Annotated in this window: 24 protein-coding genes; 22 read left to right on the forward strand and 2 right to left on the reverse strand. The window is 54.4% G+C overall.

Annotation, left to right across the window (positions count from 1 at the left end):
• The first annotated feature begins 34 nt into the window (after nucleotides 1–34).
• Genes FTE24_RS09560 through FTE24_RS09570 form a run of 3 tightly spaced genes read left to right on the forward strand, consistent with a single transcriptional unit; the run spans nucleotide 35 to nucleotide 1,550 of the window.
• Nucleotides 35–652, forward strand: a complete 618-nt coding sequence (locus tag FTE24_RS09560) for a hypothetical protein (RefSeq protein WP_150233040.1) — start codon at nucleotides 35–37, stop codon at nucleotides 650–652.
• Between the two features lie 27 nt (nucleotides 653–679).
• Entirely contained in the window at nucleotides 680–1,066 is a 387-nt protein-coding gene (locus tag FTE24_RS09565; RefSeq protein WP_150233042.1) for a hypothetical protein, read from the forward strand.
• 52 nt (nucleotides 1,067–1,118) lie between these two features.
• On the forward strand, nucleotides 1,119–1,550 hold the full coding sequence (locus FTE24_RS09570; RefSeq protein ID WP_150233043.1) for a hypothetical protein: 432 nt from the start codon (nucleotides 1,119–1,121) through the stop codon (nucleotides 1,548–1,550).
• A gap of 263 nt (nucleotides 1,551–1,813) precedes the next feature.
• Here the strand turns inward: FTE24_RS09570 and FTE24_RS09575 are convergent, their stop codons facing one another.
• Nucleotides 1,814–2,431 (reverse strand): hypothetical protein, encoded by a 618-nt coding sequence (locus FTE24_RS09575; protein WP_150233045.1) that lies wholly within the window; start codon nucleotides 2,429–2,431, stop codon nucleotides 1,814–1,816.
• A gap of 228 nt (nucleotides 2,432–2,659) precedes the next feature.
• Here FTE24_RS09575 and FTE24_RS09580 point away from each other — a divergent pair, with 228 nt between their 5' ends.
• The 16 genes from FTE24_RS09580 (at nucleotide 2,660) to FTE24_RS09655 (ending at nucleotide 14,874) form a co-directional block, all read left to right on the forward strand.
• On the forward strand, nucleotides 2,660–3,688 hold the full coding sequence (locus FTE24_RS09580) for an ABC transporter substrate-binding protein (RefSeq protein WP_150233047.1): 1,029 nt from the start codon (nucleotides 2,660–2,662) through the stop codon (nucleotides 3,686–3,688).
• Between the two features lies 1 nt (nucleotide 3,689).
• Nucleotides 3,690–4,466: a (2Fe-2S)-binding protein gene (locus tag FTE24_RS09585; protein WP_150233049.1), complete on the forward strand. Its 777-nt coding sequence runs from the start codon at nucleotides 3,690–3,692 to the stop codon at nucleotides 4,464–4,466.
• Between the two features lie 45 nt (nucleotides 4,467–4,511).
• On the forward strand, nucleotides 4,512–6,233 hold the full coding sequence (locus tag FTE24_RS09590; protein WP_150233051.1) for a helix-turn-helix domain-containing protein: 1,722 nt from the start codon (nucleotides 4,512–4,514) through the stop codon (nucleotides 6,231–6,233).
• A 211-nt stretch (nucleotides 6,234–6,444) separates the two neighbouring features.
• The gene (locus tag FTE24_RS09595) at nucleotides 6,445–6,894 is read left to right on the forward strand and encodes a hypothetical protein (protein ID WP_150233053.1); all 450 of its coding nucleotides are present in this window, start codon (nucleotides 6,445–6,447) and stop codon (nucleotides 6,892–6,894) included.
• An 83-nt stretch (nucleotides 6,895–6,977) separates the two neighbouring features.
• On the forward strand, nucleotides 6,978–7,568 hold the full coding sequence (locus FTE24_RS09600) for a kinase (protein WP_150233535.1): 591 nt from the start codon (nucleotides 6,978–6,980) through the stop codon (nucleotides 7,566–7,568).
• 18 nt (nucleotides 7,569–7,586) lie between these two features.
• Nucleotides 7,587–8,510 carry an RCC1 domain-containing protein gene (locus FTE24_RS09605; RefSeq protein WP_150233055.1) on the forward strand — a complete coding sequence of 308 codons (924 nt, stop codon included), beginning with the start codon at nucleotides 7,587–7,589 and terminating at the stop codon, nucleotides 8,508–8,510.
• Nucleotides 8,511–8,575: 65 nt separating this feature from the next.
• Entirely contained in the window at nucleotides 8,576–9,568 is a 993-nt protein-coding gene (locus FTE24_RS09610) for an NAD(P)H-quinone oxidoreductase (RefSeq protein WP_150233057.1), read from the forward strand.
• A 2-nt stretch (nucleotides 9,569–9,570) separates the two neighbouring features.
• Entirely contained in the window at nucleotides 9,571–10,236 is a 666-nt protein-coding gene (locus tag FTE24_RS09615) for a hypothetical protein (RefSeq protein WP_150233059.1), read from the forward strand.
• Entirely contained in the window at nucleotides 10,233–10,958 is a 726-nt protein-coding gene (locus tag FTE24_RS09620; protein WP_141446795.1) for a hypothetical protein, read from the forward strand. Before FTE24_RS09615 ends, FTE24_RS09620 begins: the two co-directional genes overlap by 4 nt.
• 48 nt (nucleotides 10,959–11,006) lie before the next feature.
• Nucleotides 11,007–11,441: a ribosomal-processing cysteine protease Prp gene (locus tag FTE24_RS09625; RefSeq protein ID WP_150233061.1), complete on the forward strand. Its 435-nt coding sequence runs from the start codon at nucleotides 11,007–11,009 to the stop codon at nucleotides 11,439–11,441.
• Nucleotides 11,442–11,558: 117 nt separating this feature from the next.
• A complete protein-coding gene (locus FTE24_RS09630) occupies nucleotides 11,559–11,885 on the forward strand; it encodes a hypothetical protein (RefSeq protein ID WP_150233063.1) in 327 nt (108 codons plus the stop codon).
• A 15-nt stretch (nucleotides 11,886–11,900) separates the two neighbouring features.
• Nucleotides 11,901–12,431 carry a GNAT family N-acetyltransferase gene (locus FTE24_RS09635; protein ID WP_150233065.1) on the forward strand — a complete coding sequence of 177 codons (531 nt, stop codon included), beginning with the start codon at nucleotides 11,901–11,903 and terminating at the stop codon, nucleotides 12,429–12,431.
• Nucleotides 12,432–12,446: 15 nt separating this feature from the next.
• Nucleotides 12,447–13,004 carry a dihydrofolate reductase family protein gene (locus FTE24_RS09640; RefSeq protein WP_150233066.1) on the forward strand — a complete coding sequence of 186 codons (558 nt, stop codon included), beginning with the start codon at nucleotides 12,447–12,449 and terminating at the stop codon, nucleotides 13,002–13,004.
• A gap of 82 nt (nucleotides 13,005–13,086) precedes the next feature.
• Nucleotides 13,087–13,506: a hypothetical protein gene (locus FTE24_RS09645; protein ID WP_141446787.1), complete on the forward strand. Its 420-nt coding sequence runs from the start codon at nucleotides 13,087–13,089 to the stop codon at nucleotides 13,504–13,506.
• Between the two features lie 14 nt (nucleotides 13,507–13,520).
• On the forward strand, nucleotides 13,521–13,877 hold the full coding sequence (locus FTE24_RS09650; protein ID WP_150233068.1) for a hypothetical protein: 357 nt from the start codon (nucleotides 13,521–13,523) through the stop codon (nucleotides 13,875–13,877).
• A gap of 34 nt (nucleotides 13,878–13,911) precedes the next feature.
• On the forward strand, nucleotides 13,912–14,874 hold the full coding sequence (locus tag FTE24_RS09655; RefSeq protein WP_150233070.1) for a hypothetical protein: 963 nt from the start codon (nucleotides 13,912–13,914) through the stop codon (nucleotides 14,872–14,874).
• An 84-nt stretch (nucleotides 14,875–14,958) separates the two neighbouring features.
• Here the strand turns inward: FTE24_RS09655 and FTE24_RS09660 are convergent, their stop codons facing one another.
• Nucleotides 14,959–15,423 carry a GNAT family N-acetyltransferase gene (locus FTE24_RS09660; RefSeq protein ID WP_150233072.1) on the reverse strand — a complete coding sequence of 155 codons (465 nt, stop codon included), beginning with the start codon at nucleotides 15,421–15,423 and terminating at the stop codon, nucleotides 14,959–14,961.
• A gap of 172 nt (nucleotides 15,424–15,595) precedes the next feature.
• Between FTE24_RS09660 and FTE24_RS09665 the strand changes: the two genes are divergently transcribed.
• Genes FTE24_RS09665 through FTE24_RS09675 form a run of 3 tightly spaced genes read left to right on the forward strand, consistent with a single transcriptional unit; the run spans nucleotide 15,596 to nucleotide 17,182 of the window.
• The gene (locus FTE24_RS09665; RefSeq protein ID WP_150233074.1) at nucleotides 15,596–16,111 is read left to right on the forward strand and encodes a phage tail protein; all 516 of its coding nucleotides are present in this window, start codon (nucleotides 15,596–15,598) and stop codon (nucleotides 16,109–16,111) included.
• Nucleotides 16,112–16,132: 21 nt separating this feature from the next.
• Entirely contained in the window at nucleotides 16,133–16,633 is a 501-nt protein-coding gene (locus FTE24_RS09670) for a phage tail protein (RefSeq protein ID WP_150233076.1), read from the forward strand.
• A gap of 30 nt (nucleotides 16,634–16,663) precedes the next feature.
• Complete coding sequence (locus FTE24_RS09675) at nucleotides 16,664–17,182, forward strand: phage tail protein (RefSeq protein WP_150233078.1); 519 nt, start codon at nucleotides 16,664–16,666, stop codon at nucleotides 17,180–17,182.
• Nucleotides 17,183–17,198: the final 16 nt, after the last annotated feature.

A 17,198-nucleotide genomic window follows, 5' to 3' on the forward strand; every position in this document is an offset into this window, starting at 1 on the left:
AGAGTGAAGAAGACTTGAAAAGGAGCAAATCCCGATGAACCTTATGCACGTACTCGCCGAAGTCGCAGGAACAATAAACCAAACAGGGATTCCTTACGTCATAGGAGGATCGGCGGCTACCGTTGTCAACGGCTGCACTTCAATCCAACCCAACGATATCGATGTAATTTTGAAAAGTGCGCCGGACGTAGAGAAAGTCGTGTGTTTGTTTGAAGCTTTTTTACCGGAGTCGCAAGTCGTTGAACACACAGAGGTGTCCAAGTGGAGGTCCACGCCATCGCAGCCCGTCCTTACCTTTGCGGATCATGCCAATTACAAATGGACGTTTGCCCGATTTGTGATCCGGGGCGTTAAAGTGGAAATAGGCAGCATCGAACCGACTCCCGATTTTGAATATGTGCCGGCAACCGGCATCTGGGAAAGCGGTCCGTCCGTGTGGCCGCACATCAAGCGGGTCGTGATCGAGGGAACGGCTATACCGGTGCTGCCGCTGGAAATCCAGTTGGAGACGAACATGAATCGGGGACTTGAAGACCGGATTGCGAACATAATCGAAGTTTTTCGAAGCGAAGGGTATGATTCTGAGTTACTGCAGTTCTCACTTGGGAAAGAGAATTATTTGAATGTAATTGAGTCTATTCAAGAAACCTAAATGTGTGAGCATCAGGGGGCTGGGCAGATGCACAAAAACGAAGCGGATCTGTGCGTAGAAGGTATCAATCGATTTTTAAAACAGAATCTCTGGATGGATTTTGAAGTAGTCAGCTATCAGCAAAACGAACTTGTGATTTGGGGGAGCTTGAGTCAGGCCTATCCTTTTGAAATCGAGATCGTCTTCAGTGAGATTTACTTTGCTTCTTTACCTTTTCAATGGCATGCCGATACGAAGAAGAAAATTTTAAAAATTGTAGAAGGCGAAGCAGCGAAAAGTATCAATCTGTATTTTGGAGTCGAGCAGGACTACCTTATTTTTAGTTTCGTTCCCGAAGATCGGGCAGAAGATACGCAGTGCCTCATAGGCGCAAAAACGATCAGGTATAAGCTAGCAGATACAGGGGCATCCTAACAACTGACGTCTTCTATTAGGGTAGATCATTCCAATATAAAGGATCAAACCAATGAGAAGGAAAACAAGCAGGATTGTACTGTTTATCGTCATGCTAACAGCAGCGGCTGTGATTGTGCTCATAAAGAGAGACGAAGATGCCTCACCGTTGAGGTATATCAAAAAAGAAAGTGCTCACCACTCATTTGTCATTACGAAAAACAACGAAGTGAAGTTTACAGAAGAAATTCATATTCAAAACGCAAGCAATCGTCCTCAAAAATTCAAAGGTATCGGTGTTTATTCGAATAATTTTAAGAATGGATTGCTTGCAGCAGAAAGACTGAATGGATTTACAGACAGTGATCAACCAGAAATTTTAGAGTTGGGTGCACAAGCGCAGCAGACCTTCAGCATTGATTTTCTAGGAGAAAAAGGGGCAGCCCATATGAAGCAAGATCGAAGCCCGCCTGAGGAGATTTTATTTATATTCATTAAAAAATAGTACATAAAACACTGAGCCGTACACTTGTGTAAACTAAAGGAGAGCAGAAATGGATAGTTGAAAGCAGCAGGGCTACCTCTAGTTCAACCACACAAATATGTTAGCAGCCTTGGGACGTCAGGCCTATTATCAAACGATTGAAGCCAAGCCTGACCATGCTTCGATCCATTTTAACAAAACTATGATATGACAGAAATTTGAATTGGATCAGGCATAGGTTGACCCCGGATTTCAAAGAAGTTATTGGAAATAGAATGAATAATCTACCTTAAATATAAACCGTTAGTAGTGCTTACAAGGTTAATGAAATCTTTATCTGTTTTATGCATGATTAATATTTTTAAAGCCAGACTATTGATCCAAATAATTGTTTTTAGATCTGCTAATACTACACAAGTAGTGATTTTTTCTTTTAGAGAAAGCTTAATAAGGAATTCAATTTGGTTATAGTTTTTGAATACAAGAGGCTTATTTTCAAAATCATGAAAACTCATAAAATTCTCTTCAAAAAACTTCATCTCTTCAGGAAATGATTTTTTTAAAAGATTACTTTTTTCGAATAAATTACTGACTAAATGAAATTCTGAAACACCCCACAAATGAGATATAAATTCCAAATATTGATTTTCGATTTTTTCATATTTTTTTTTTGAAGCTTCATCATGTTTACATTGATCATAAAATATTTCTAAGTTATGACTTGCGGGGTATCTAAGCGCTTTAGGAAAGCGATCTACAATAAAAGACTGGTTAGGAAAAATCCCTTCACTATCTAACCACAGCAAATCTTCCTGGAGCAAACTAAGATTTTGAAGGGCACCGACTGGATCAATCCAAAGCTGTTTTTGTATAAGATGTTGAATTTCTAACAGATTATTCATATCAAAGACACCTAGCTTTCTACATAATAAAATAAATACTTTTAATTTTCATTATAAACACATGATTACACTACGGATATTTATTCTGAATTTATCAGGCACCGACCCGCGTCGCATTAGTCCGACACCAATGTCGCAAAAGTACATGGTAACGCCGGGCGAACATCGGATATACTCCCTTATATATTCGATAATGAAAATCATTATCATACATAAGGGGGATTTACGATGAAGACGGGAATGAAGGCGCGAGTGGCCGGAGGCCAGGGAATGGCTGCCTACAAATCGCGATTAGGAATAGCCTGGATGCTGGTCGTTGTAGTTATATTGACTGCCTGCGGAGCTGGCGCGGATACCGGCAAGCCGTCCGCGGCAGCGGCGGAGACGCCTGTCAATGCGGAGACAAGCGCGGGGGCGTTCCCGGTTACGCTCAAGCATATGAAGGGCGAGCTGGTATTGAAGGAAAAGCCGAAGAAAATTGCCGTGCTCGACGTGAAGTTTCTGGATCAGATGTTAGCTGTCGGCGAGAAGCCGGCGGGCAGCGTCATTGCCGGCGGCAGCACCGATTTTCCGGAATATCTCGGCGATCAGCCGAACGGGGTACAGGTGCTCGGAACGCGGGATGAGCCGAATCTGGAAGCGATCCTGTCATTGGACCCGGATCTGATTATCATGACCGATTTTCAGGAAAAGCAGTACGATAGCGTGAGCAAGATCGCGCCGACGCTCGTGCTGGATTTCTATGAAGACTGGCGCGATACGTTAACGACGGTCGCCAAGATCACGGACAAGCCGGCCGAAGCCGAGGCGGTGCGCCAGGCGTACGAAGACAAAGTGGCGGGATTAAAAACGAAGCTGTCCGAGCAGCTGGGCGACGAGACGGTAGCTCTGATACGTCCGAGAAAAGAAGGCATTCGCATTCACGGTATCGAGCATCGTACGGGCGGCATTCTGTATCGGGATTTGGGCTTGAACATGCCGCCGTTGGTTGAGGAAGTCGGCGAAGAAGGTTCCCTGGAAATCTCGATGGAAGAAGTGCCCGGGATCGGCGCCGATCGTTATTTCGTCCTGTCGGACGAGCTGTTCGCGGCAGAAGCCGAAGCGATGGTGAACAATCCGGTCTGGACCTCGCTGGATGCGGTCAAAAACAACCGGACGTACGACGTGAACTCCACGCTGTGGATCGCTTATTACGGTCCGCTGGCTATTGATTTGATCATCGATCAGGCGGCGGAAGCGCTGCTCGGAACGAATTGATATGGAGGTTTATCTGAACACGGAAGCGTGGCGGCAGACGGCGGCCAAGCATTGTATTCGGCTCGGCGATCCGCCGGCGAACAGCGTGCGCACGATTGCGTTGAGCGAACTGCATAACGAAGCGGCATGCCTGGAGTATGTAAGCTGGCTGCGGGACTATATCGGCGCGCCCGACCTGGCGGTCGCCGCTTCGATGTTGGCCAAGCGCCTCGGTTATCTCTGGACCGCTCCGCTGGTGACGGCGCTGACTTTTCATCAACAGCACGTATCATTCTCGCTGCCAGACAGCTTCCTGTATCATCCCGCGCTGACGGAAGACGAGGGCACGACGCGGTTTCCTTTTCTGGCGGCTGCGGGGGTAGGGGCGGAGGCACTGCCGATATACCGGACAGATCGGCGGGCAGAAGCGGTCGAGGAGCTGTTCGCGCGCCAGCTGACTCCGCTGCTCAAGACGCTTGCGGCGATTGCGCCGCTGTCGATGAGCATCCTCTGGGAAAATATTATGGTCCGGATCGGCCCGCTGTACAAGCCGAACGCGGACCATGCCGAAGCGGAACGTCGGCAGGTTCAGGCGGATTTTGCCTATCTGACGCAGGAAGCGCCCGGAGCCCTGTTCGATCAAAGACGCAATCCGTTCACCCGGTTTACCACGCTCGAAGGGGAGGTCCCGGCGGCGAAAAACGAACGGATCACCTGCTGCTTCTATTACCGGATGTCGGAGGAATACTGCAAAAAGTGCCCGAAAATTGACGGTGAGAATAAATCTCAATTACAATGACCTTAGCTACGATTTCTTTTTGCTAACGGTCAGGAGATGAGAGCAATGCCGCTGCACGAACAGACAAGCCTGTGGAGTGAGACGACGATCAAGATGCGAGGCGGATATGCCGGTACTTTGCAGACCGGCAGTACGCTTGTCCGGAACGAAACCGACTCGAATCTGCTGCTGCTGGCGATAGGCGGGGAAGGGGAGCTTGCGATGAACGGCGAAGTATGCCGCATCGGGGCTTCTTTTGCTTGTCATATGGCGCAGGGGACTTCGTTTACGCTCACGTCCGGGTCGGATGAACTTTATTATATGGTCATGACGTATCGGGCTTTCTCTCTGGAAGGGTCTTCCCAAGCGACACCTTCGTACCGGAAGCACCCGCTGCAAACTTCTTTCGTTCAGAGCACGGCGGCCCAGACGGAATGGGTGCAGCAGGCCGAGAAAATTATCGCCAAATGGCGCCGCGGCGAAGGATTGGAAGTGTTCCATGCCAACGCGCTGCTGCAGGTCATGCTGTACGAACTGATCATGGAATACGAGAGTGCCCAGGGCGGAGGAGAATCCGACAAAGTAGAGGCGGTGACCTCGTATATCGCTTCGCATTATCGCCGCAATCTGGGGCTGCAGGAACTGGCGGACCTCGCAGGATGCAGCGTCAGGCAGCTCCAGCGGCGCTTCAAGCGGGAGAAGCAGCTCGGACCGATGGAGTACGCGATCCGGCTGCGCATGGAGAACGCGTCGCGGATGCTGCGGCATACGGACGCTTCGATCGGGCAGATCGCGGACCGGATCGGTTACCGGGACGTGTATTATTTTAGCCGGGCGTTCAAAAAATATTACGGCGTGTCCCCGCTCGGGTACCGGCTGGACCAGGCTTCCAAACAAGACGAACGTTACGCGCAGGCGCTGCTGCGAAATCGTACGGCGTCTTCGTACGACTCGGCCCAAGGCCCGGTCATCTGCCATCTGCGCGGCGAATACCTCGTGCGGCAGCCGCCGCGGCGGATCGCCGTACTCGACGTGCAGTATGCCGATCATCTGCTCGCGCTTGGGCTGCCGCCGGCCGGAAGCGTCGGATCGGGCAGCGCCTCCGTCGATTTTCCGCCGTCGATCCGCGCAGGACTTCAAGGCACGGCGCTGCTCGGAACGTACGAATACCCCAACCTGCCGGCCGTGGAGCGGCTGTCGCCGGATCTGATCATCTGCACCGAAGTGCATGATCGGCACGCCGAACGGTTAAGCCGGATCGCTCCCGTCCTGACGTTCAAGCGCAACGAGAGCTGGCAGACGATTCTGGGATTGTTCGGCGAGCTGACCGGCAGGCGGGCGGAAGCCCAAATCATTCTGGCGGATTACGACCGGCGTACCGCGCTGCTGTCCGAAGAACTGGCTCCCGCCCTGGCAGGGCAGAGCGTGGCACTGATTCGCCCGCTCGATTCGCTCGTGCGCGTCCACTCGGCGGCCCACCGCACGGGCGCCGTGCTGTACCGCGATCTCGGCCTGCCGGTTCCTCTGTTCGTCGCGGATGCTGCGGACACGGCGTATCATATTTCCGTGGACAGGCTTGCGGCCGTGCAGGCCAGCCACTATTTCGTGCTGAGCAATCGGACGATGCAGGGAGGCATATCGACGACGGAGCAGCGGGTGTTGGATCGGCTCGATACACACGGGAACCGGCAGATCCACGGCGTCGATGCCGCGATCTGGATCGGCTGTTACGGACCGATCGGGATTAACGGTATCGTGGATCGGATCGAGCAGGCGTTGTTGAAATAAGCGAAGAGGAATTCGAACTGCTGTTTATCCACACCGGTCGGGGGCGTTACGAGGTCGTCTATTCCATCAAAAGAAACCGGTATTCGGCCAATCGCTTGATCGAGACGACGTTGAGCGGATCTTTTGACTATGACGTTGAATTTCTGGGCGGGTTAACAGAGAAATTGCAAACCGTGCGCACTCTTTTGGCATAATCTTGTATACTTGTCTTATGAATAAAACGTACAGCACGAAAATTCCTGTCTCGATGTATGTGAATCTGGTCGCTTATGCGGGTATGGCTGTTATGCAGCTTAGGCTGGTCTTGGTCATGGAACGCTCGTTTTTTCTAATAGCTTCATGTACGTTTTTCTTTGCCTTGATGATCATCATGTGGGTCTTGATCGCGAAAATAAGCAGGAAAAATAACAAATTGGAAATCATGCACGATCAAATCACAGTAAACAACGTCAACGTCCCGCTTGAGAGGATCGAACAGATTGTCGTACAAGGCTATTTTATCCAAAGTATCGGAATCAAGCTGTACGGAAAACGGTACGTTCCCCATGATCTGCATTTTCGGTTCAAGCGGGATGAAGAAAAGAATGTGGAAGAGTTCCGCAAGTGGGCCGAAGACAGCGGAATACATACAAGCACAGGCTGGATCAGAAGATGGATCTAGAAAAATGAACACCTCTGATTGCACGCGTAGTCAGAGGTTTTTGCTATAAAGGGATGATTGGAGGAGTGGTGTGTATGCAGCATATGGAGAAGATTATCGCGGAACTGCTGCCCAAGCTGGAAAAGGAAAACAGATTCGTGCTGGGACTGGACGGGCTGAGCCGCTCGGGCAAAACGACGTTCACGGCGGAACTGGTTCGGCATCTGCGTGAGCGGAACTTTGAAGCCGTCGCGCTGCATCTGGACGATTATATCGTGGAGCGAAAAAGGCGGTATCATACCGGCGAAGCGGAGTGGTTCGAGTATTACGGGCTTCAGTGGGACGTGGAGGGACTGCGGGAACATCTTTTCGGCCGGGTAGGCGCGAGCGGCAGCCTGTTTCTTCCGAAGTACGAGAGCGAATCCGACGATCATCGGATGCAGGAGATCGTGCTGCCGGAGCGGGGTGTCGTGGTGATCGAAGGCGTTTTTCTGCAACGGGGGGCGTGGCGGGAATATCTGGACGGCGTGATCTATTTGGATTGTCCGCGGGAAGTGAGGTTTGCCAGAGAAAGCCCGGCCACTCGGCAGAACACGGACAAATTCGTGAACCGGTATTGGCAAGCGGAAGACCATTATCTGGCGGCGGAAGACCCGTTAAGCCAAGCGGATTGGATTGTAAAAGAGTACAGCTAAGAGATAAGGAGGCGCCGGATGGAGTCTTATTTCCCGAATGCCGCGGAGTCCGAAAGAGGGATGCGGAAGAGGCAAACGATCGCCGCCGCGATCCGGCATACCGCTGCGCTCCGGTCCGACGGCACCGTCTCGGCGGCCGGCGATAACCGGCACGGTCAATGCGACGTCGGCGGCTGGTCCGATGTCGTCGCAATCGCGGCCGGTAACGTACATCGAGCGACTAACACCGGCAACGCGCATACGGTCGGTCTTCGGGCGGACGGCACGGTGGTCGCGACCGGATGGAATGCCCAGGGGCAGTGCGACGTGGAAGACTGGCACGGAATTGCGGCAATCGCCGCAGGCTGGCGGCGCACGGTCGGGCTGACAGCGGACGGCCGCGTAGTCGCGGCAGGGCGCAATGCCGAAGGCCAATGCGAAGTCGGCGATTGGCGCGAGATGACGGCAATCAGCGCGGGAGACTGGCATACGGTCGGTCTTCGATCGGACGGCACCGTATGCATGGCCGGCAGCCGCCGTTACGGTCTGGACCAAGCCGCCGATTGGCGCGGCATGGCGGCGGTCGCGGCCGGGTATCTGCATACGGTCGGCCTTCGTTCGGACGGGACGGTCACGGCGGCCGGTTCGAACAAGCACGGCCAGAGCGAGACGGGCGATTGGCGCGGCATCGTCGCGGTCGCCGCCGGCAGCTATCATACGGCCGGCTTAACCGCGGAAGGCCGCGTCGTCGCCTCGGGCTCCAACGCGCACGGCCAATGCGACGTCAGCAGTTGGCACTCTATCGTGGCAGCAGCCGCAGGATGCTTGCATACGATCGGCCTGCGCGCGGACGGAACGCTCGTCGCAACCGGCAGCCGCGAATACGGTCAGTGCGACGTCGACGGGTGGAGCGGTCTTCGGGTGCCGGTCAAGATTAACGGGAGCTTTGGGCCGTTTATATAGAAGGGTAACGTATAAATCAGCGAAGACTACCCAAATCCACCTCAACCAAAGGAGCTTACCCCTATATGAAAGCAATCATCGTGGAACACAAACAGCAGGAACAGGCAAACGGACTGACGTTGACGGAGCTGCCCGCTCCGATTCCGGCCGAAGGCGAACTGTTGGTCAAAGTCCGGGCGGCGGCGGTCAATCGCACGGACATCGTCACCCGCGAAGGGCAGTCCGGCTATGCGGTCAATCCGATTCTGGGCGTGGAAATCGCAGGAGTTGTCGAGCAGGCGGACGGGAACTCGGGCTTTGTGCCGGGCGACCGCGTGATGGGGCTCGTCAACGGCGGCGGCTACGCGGAATACGCGGTCATGCCGGCGGAGCGCGCGATGAAAATTCCGGACGCGTATTCGTTTGCCGAAGCGGCGGCCGTGCCGGAGGTGTTCCTGACGGCGTATCAGACGCTGTACTGGATCGGCCGGCTGCAGCCGCATGAATCGGTGCTGATCCACGCGGGAGCGAGCGGCGTCGGAACCGCGGCGATCCAACTGGCCAAAACGTTGAGCCGGGCGCAGGTGATCGTCACGGCCGGTTCCGAAGAGAAGCTCGACTTCTGCCGGAACCTGGGCGCGGACGTCGGGATCAATTACAAGACGCAGTCTTTTGAACAAGAAGTGCTGCAAGCGACAGACGGCCAGGGCGTCGATCTGATCCTCGATTTCGTCGGCGCGGACTATTGGGACAAAAATCTGGCCAGCATCAAAAAAGAAGGACGCTGGGTGTTGATCGGCATTTTGGGCGGCGTGCAGGTGGAGCAGGTCAATCTGTTCGCGCTCATGTCCAAATGCGTGCAGTTGACCGGAACGCTGCTCACTCCGCGCAGCGACGCTTACAAAGCGCGGCTGACCGCCGATTTTGTGTCCGAAGTCTTCCCGCATATCGAACGGGGCGAGATCAAGCCGATCGTCGATACGGTCTTTCCGCTGGAGCAGGCGATCGAAGCGCAGCGCCATATGGAAGAGAACCGCAATATCGGGAAAATCATTCTGCAAGTCGGAAAGGAAGACTGAACATGCCGTTACCGATGGTTCATTTGGGCGTCGCCGTCCGCTATTTCGAAGGAGGCGGCGTTCCCGAAGCTTTTGCATTGGGGAGCATCGCGCCGGATGCTATTCATATGCGGGCCGGAGCTTGCAGGGAGGACAAGGTGCGCACCCATTTTGGCGGCAAAGAAACGACGCCTGACATTCTGGAGCGGGAATACGCGTCGTATCTTGGCCTAAGCGACGAGCCGGAGTGGCGGGTTTACGTCCAGGGCTATTTTGCCCACGTGCTGACCGATTATTTGTGGGGACAAAGCGTATACGAGGACTTCAAGCGGCGGACGGAACAGGATGGACTGCCGCCCGGCGAGATCAAGAATACGTATTATGTCGATACGGACGGGATCGATTTTCGCTTATACGAGACTTCGGCGTGGACCGACGAGATCCGGGCCGGCCTACTGCGCGTTCCCGCTCGCGGGGTGCCGCCGCTGCTGACCGAACGCGAAGTGGACGAATGGCGGCTGCGTACGCTGCATTGGTTCGAAGAGCCGGCCCACAGGCCGGAGTCCGAACCGAAATACGTGACGATGGCGATCGTCGAAGATTTTATTCGGCAGACCGGAGACGCCACCCGCGACGCGATTCGGGAGTGGGAAGCGCGGCTGGAGCGGACAGGCGGGCATCGGTCGTGAACAGCGAAGACTGCCGGGACCTGATCTACGTTAGCCGTCCGCATGCGGACGACCTATTCTGTTATGCCTACGGAATCGAATTCGCGGAATTCCTGTCGGGGGTGAAGCCGCCGCTTGCGAATCTGCTGCTGCTGAACCACCGTTTCGATGCCGCCAAGTGGAATCCCCATACGGGATTGGAGTACGTGACCGCCGCGGAAATCGGGAGGCTGATCGAAGACGACGTATACGGGTACGGGGATTTTTGCTGGGTTGATGTGGAGCGGAAAGAAGATTTGAATAGGCTGACGCGGCCGCAGATCGCGGAGCTGCTGTTGTTCGGGCATCTGGCGGAAACGCTTGACGACCTGCCGTTGGCCCGCTTCGCTTATTACGCGCACGACGACGGCTGGTTCAACAAGACCTATTTTGCGGTAGCCGAGGACTATGCCGGGATGCTGTCCGGCGTCGTGCGGTCCAAACTGAGTCTTTTTGCCGGACAAGAACTGAACGACCTGCCGGAGACTGTGCAAACAGGGATCATGGCTTATGCGACGGACGGCCTGTTTATCGATTTTCTCCGGATGGAGATCGAAGATTCGCGAATCCGCGTTCCGATCGCGACCGTAGGGCATCATCGCGATATGGATCTTGTGTACGGACTGCGGGATAGAACCCCAGATGTGCGAGCCTGGCTGGACTACGCGGACGGAAAGTGGAAGCTTGCCAAAGGTCATGAATAAGCAGCGTCGGCGCCGAACCCTTATCTGTAAAAATGAAGGAGGCTCCTTATGTACGAACCGGACGAGCAGGAACTTGAGTTCCAAAAGTCCATTCTGGACGAAGTCGACCATTCGCTGACCGTGACGTTTTTTTATAATGAAAAGCGGGCTTTGTACGGATTTGTTGCAAGCGGCACGTCGCAGTTTGATGCGTATGGGGAAGACATTCTCTCGGCCGGAGTCTCCGCTCTGATTCTCAATACGATCAACAGTTTGTTTGCGCTGACCGAAGATCTTGTGGAAGAAGAGACGCGCAGGAATCACTCCAGCTGCATGCTGCCGAACCTGAAGGCCAAAAACCGCGCCAGCCGTGAAGCGATTACGCTGTTAAAGTCGCTTGAGATCGGGATTGAAGGGATTCAGCATATGTACGGAGAAGAACATCTGACGATTGAACGAACATACGCCGGGCCGCCTGCGAAAGTGTTTAAGCTTTTTAAATGAGCGGCCCTCCCGAGCCTGCCAATAATCAGAAAGAGATTCTGTCATGCTTTTTTGGCAAACCATGCAGACTAGAAAATTGAAAAAGGACGGATTGTTGTAGAGAAAGCAGGTGAGCTTGTGGGCTGTATCGTTTTTATTGTGGTATTGATTCTTGCCGGAATTTTTTATATGACTGTAGGAGGAGCTGTGGCCGGTTATGTTATGCAGCTCAAAGGAATTACCGGAATGGATGCTCACACCGCTGTCATGACCTATGCTTTTAAGACCGTGCCAATGCTAACTTTCTTCACCGCATCTATCGTTACGCTTCTGTTCATAATTAAAGATACATTGAAAAGTAAGCAGACGACGACAGATTTCCAGAATGGAAAAGAAGAAGATCGGAAAAAGGAAGATGATCCATATCAGGATAAGCCGCAATCGGATTGGAATCCAAACGATTGAGAAAGGAGAACGTCCATGATCATCCTGCAGCCTTTTGAACGTGCTGATTTTGATGAACTGATCCGCTGGAGCGGCGACGAAGCTTTTTTGCTGCAATGGTCGGGTCCGCAGTTTCGGTTTCCGCTGTCGGAGGACCAACTGGAAGCTTATGTGCAAGGGGCCAACGAACCGGACGTCTCCGATCGGCTCGTCTACAAGGCGGTCGACCCGTCGAGCGGCGCAGTTGTCGGGCACGTCTCGCTCGGCGCAATCGACCGGTACAACCGTTCGGGGCGCGTCGGCAAAGTGCTCGTATTCGGCGATTACCGGGGCCGGGGATACGGCAGCGGGATCCTGCACGAAATTTTGCGCATCGGATTCGACAATCTGCAGCTGCACCGGATCAGCCTCGGCGTGTTCGACTTCAATCTCTCCGCGCTGCGACTGTACGAGCAGGCCGGCTTCGTCCGGGAAGGACTGATCCGCGATTCGCGCCGGCACGGCGATACGTACTGGAACCTGATCGAAATGGGCATGCTGGAGAGCGAGTGGAAAAATAGGGAGTGAGAGGACGTGGGCAGCATGACGCGAGTCATCTTCGGCATGACGATGTCGCTGGACGGATTCATCAATGACGCCGAAGGGCGCATAGCGAAGCTGTACCCGGATTTTGACGAACTTCAAGCCAGCGAATTGATGCGCGAAGCGATCCGGGATACCGGCGCGGTGATCATGGGGCGCCGTACGTTCGGGATGGTCGACGATCCCGATACTTACGCCGACGGATACGAGTTCCAGGTGCCAATCTTCGTCGTGACCCGGCAGGCACCCGCGCGCACGCCGAAAGAGAACGGAGCGATCCGCTTCACGTTCGTGGACAGCCCCGAAGAAGCGGTGCGTCAAGCGATCGGGGCGGCGAACGGCCGCGATGTCACGGTCGTGGGCGGACCGGACGTCGGGATGCAGCTGCTTGGGGCCGGACTTGTGGACGAACTGCAAATCGGCATTACGCCGATCGTGCTCGGCGAAGGGACGAGGCTGTTCGACCGGCTGTCCGGGCTGCCGATTACGCTGCGCAAAACGCGGGTCGTGGAGACGGGGCAGCGGACGGATTTGTTTTTTGACGTGGGAACGGGTTGATCGATTATCAGTTGAAGCTTCTGGATTTCTCCCTTATAATCAGGATAGTGTGATGAATATTGTAAATATTGGAGGAACTCTTATGTTCGTAGGCAAAGGCGCAGTACGTGAAATGGCGAATGAAATCGATAAAGTGGTTCGGGACATCGACCAGATCACGCAGTCCAGAATCGACCGGGTAGCCGACAAAATCGACTCCGAATTGAATTCCTGCGGACGCGAATTGACGAATGCCGCGACGACGCTGTCGCAAATCAAGCCCCTCATGGATCGACTGGTGGCCCAGGTCGGACAGAACGCGCCGGACCATGTTCAGGTGCTGGTCTCTTCGATCGCCCAGGAAGTCGTAGCCAAAGCTTCCGGCGCGAGCGGCAATATCGAAGAAGTGCAAAGAAACATCAAGGACGTCGACAAGCTGACGGACGAGATCGATACGTTGACCGACGAAATCGACAAGCTGACCAACAAGATCGACGAAATTACCGACAAATACCAGAAGTAAGGGAGACCTGCCCGATGAGTGATTACACGCCGCCCGTAGGCAACGGACAACCGAACTATTTGTCGAATGGCTGGGGCAACAACAACCGGACCAAAGAGACGGTATCCAAAATCGATCATATCGCGGACAAAGCGCAGTTCGGGATCGAGATGCTGGACCACAGCCTGATCGGCATCGACGCAATCGAGAAAGAACTGGTCGAGCTGTCCAACGCTTCGACGCCGCCTTCCCAGGCGCAGCTCCGGGCGTTGGCCCACAGGCTGGACGCCCATCAGAAGCAGTTCCAGCAGGGGCTCGGCCGGATCAAGGAAATGATGACCGATATCGACAAAGCGACGGACACGATCCAAAACAATCGGACAAGCTGGTAATCGCAAAGTCGTGCCCAGGCACGGCTTTTTCTTTTTGCCAAAAGAAGACACCCTATGTTATGTACAAAACGGACGATCAAGCGCAGATACGCCGTGCTGTCCGCGAAAGGGTTTAAGGGGTCTAAGTGCAAGCGGCATCGATCGCTGTATGGCGGATTCCCATCACGAAGTAAAGCGAGAGGATCATATGCTGGACGGCTTGTTCGTGTTTTACAAAGAGAATGTGATCACCTATCGGCTCGTGTTTCAGTTCATGCGCGTGCGTTACTTCTTGATGCAGTTTTTTTTCTTTTTGTTATTGGTCTCCATTTACTTGTTGGTCTACGGCTTATGCATCATGCTGCTTGCGAACGAACCGCTTGTCGCTCAAATCGGATTGTTTGGCGGGATTGCGGCAGCCGTTCTGCTTACGCATTCGATGTGGCAGCTGAACAGAAAAGCCAAAACTATTTTGGAAAATCAGTATGGGCTAGAGGCGGCGCAAGGCGTATGGAGAACGGCGGCGTTCGAGACGCTTCAAGCCGATCTGCTCAAAAAGTACCTGCTGGAAAACGGCTTGTATGCGGATGACAAATTGAAGCTGTTGATCGAAGGGTATGAGGCCGCAAGCCGCAACGACAAATATCCGATCCTGCTGAACTCCGGCATACTGATTTCGCTGTCCGTCCCGTTGTGGATTCAGTTTGTGACCTTTGCGTATAAATCGGTTAAGACTTTGGAGGACGCGACCTGGCTGCTCCTGAGCGGCGTTACGCTCGTCCTGATCCTGATCTCGCTGATCAGTTTTACAAAATGGTTTTTCGGGGAGCTTCAGGATGCCGTTGTTACCGGGGATCGCGCTCATCGCAAAACGCTGATCGAACGGCTGCAGGATGCAAGGCTGCGTTATCAAAAAGCGGCGGAGCGGCCGGACGGTCCTCCGGCGCCAAGTCCACGAAAAATCCGGGGAGCGGCTTCGCCGCGTTTCGCAGCCAAACGACGCGGAAGATCGACATAACGACAAGACCTTATAGCCCGCTGCCGGAAAATAAGCAAAAAAGGCTCGCCTTCGCGGCGGGCCTTTTTGTATGCGGGCAAAGATTCAATCTCCTGTCCACGCCATCTCCGAATACGGTTCGGATACGGCGGTGAGCCGAAAGCCGAGCCGCTCATACAGCTTCTTGGCCGGGCTGCCGGACTGTACGCTGAGGCAGATCGGCGCACCGGCGGAAGCGGCACGCCGCTGCAGGTCGCGCAGCAGTTCGGACCCGATGCCCCGGCCGCGATATTCGGGCAGCAGGGAGACGTCGATGATTCGCCAGCCGTCCGGGCGGCAATCGAGATAGAGCTGTCCGATATTCCGCTCCGCCTGGCGAACGAGATAACGGACCGCTTCCGGGTAGCGCGAGGCGTAGGACATCCGCTGCGCGTTCCACTGCAGGGTCAGGAAAAGCTGCCGCTGCGCCTCGTCCCAGCCCCACGCATCCAGTTCTTCGCGGCGCGTGCCGGCATAGAGATCGTACAAAAAAACATCGTCTTCGGGTGTCGCGGGAACCGTCGTCACCATGGAATCCCTCCGCTGTGCAGAAATTTGTAATCTTTTTTATAAGTGTAACTCTTTTTGGCAATCTTGTTCAGTTTTTGTTCAGAGAATGGTGGTATACTGAAGTGGATTTTAAAGGGTTCTAGTCCTTATGCTGGTGGGTTCGGACGAACACAAATAAAGAGGAGGCTTGGGAATGACCGATGCTTACGTAGGAGAGATTCGAATATTTGGAGGGAATTTTGCACCTGTAGACTGGCAATTTTGCGACGGACAGCTCCTGTCGATCAGCGAGTACGAAACGTTGTACGCGCTCATCGGAACGACTTACGGCGGAGACGGGCAAAACACGTTCGCGCTGCCCGATTTGAGAGGCCGGACTCCGGTGCATGTGGGGAACGACGGTCAAGGCAATACGTATAGGCTCGGCTCGCAGGGCGGAGTCGAAAGCGTGACGCTGACGTCTGCCCAGATGCCGTCGCATACGCATCCGATCCGGACATCAAGCAATCCGGGAACGGCCGCTTCGCCGAGCGCAGGGTATTTTGCGACCAGTTCCAGCAATCAATACTCGGACGCGCCCAGAACCGGATCGATGGCTCCCGGAACAATCACTCCTCAAGGCGGCAATCAACCCCACAACAATATGATGCCCAGCCTTGCCCTCAACTTCATCATCGCGACGCAAGGCTATTTCCCACCCCAATCGTAAACCCGAAGGAGAGAATCAGACATGGCAGAACCGTATCTTGGCGAAATTCGTTTGTTTTCATGGGGAATGATTCCCCGCGGTTGGGCGGCTTGCAATGGACAGCTGCTGGCAATCTCCACGAACCAGGCTCTTTTCTCCCTTCTTGGCGTCAATTACGGCGGCAACGGCACCACGACGTTCGGTCTCCCCAATCTTCAGGGCAGAACGGCGATGTCTCCGGTGAATCCAGCCGGACCGGGACTTTTGAGCGGACAAGCCGTGCATACGCTTACAAATGTTGAAATGCCTGCCCATTCGCATGGAGCCGTCGGCGGTTCGGACGCGACACAGACCGATCCGACCGGCAAATTTTGGGGGACGAACGCAACCCGATTGCAGTATACGCCGGATGCTCCGACCGGGACGGCGAATGCGGGCGCGCTGGGCGCCGCCGGACAGGACCAACCCCACGAAAATCGTCAGCCTTACCTGGCCATGAATTACTGCATCGCGACGACCGGCCTGTATCCTTCGCGTCCTTAATCCAATTCCGATCGAAAGCGAGATGATGAGATGGATCCATTCGTAGGTGAAATTCGATTATTTGCAGGAACTTTTGCGCCTAGAGGTTGGCTGGTGTGCAACGGGCAGCTTCTTCCTATTCGACAGTATACGGCTTTATTTTCGCTACTGGGCACTACATACGGGGGAGACGGAACGACCACTTTTGCCCTTCCCAATCTGATCGGCCGGGCGGCGATCCACGAGGGGGCGGGCCCGGGACTGACTCCCCGTTCGCTCGGCGCCCAAGTCGGCGAAGCCGCCACGACGCTCCAGACTACTCAACTGCCCAACCATACCCACGTGACAGCCGCGATCTCCGCGACAGCGAACAGTGCCGATCCGACCGGCAGAATCTGGGCGAATCCGGGCGGACGGTCGCAGAAAATCTATTCGGACAAATCCGAGACGCCGTTGAATGCCGGACTTGTGGCTCCCTCCGGCGGCGGTCAGCCCCACAATAATCTTCAGCCTTACCTCGAATTGAATTACATCGTGGCCATCGAAGGCGTATTTCCTCAAAGACCTTGACGCTTCATCTCCCGAA

This window comes from Saccharibacillus sp. WB 17 (assembly GCF_008634075.2).
Taxonomy (GTDB): Bacteria; Bacillota; Bacilli; order Paenibacillales; family Paenibacillaceae; genus Saccharibacillus; species Saccharibacillus brassicae.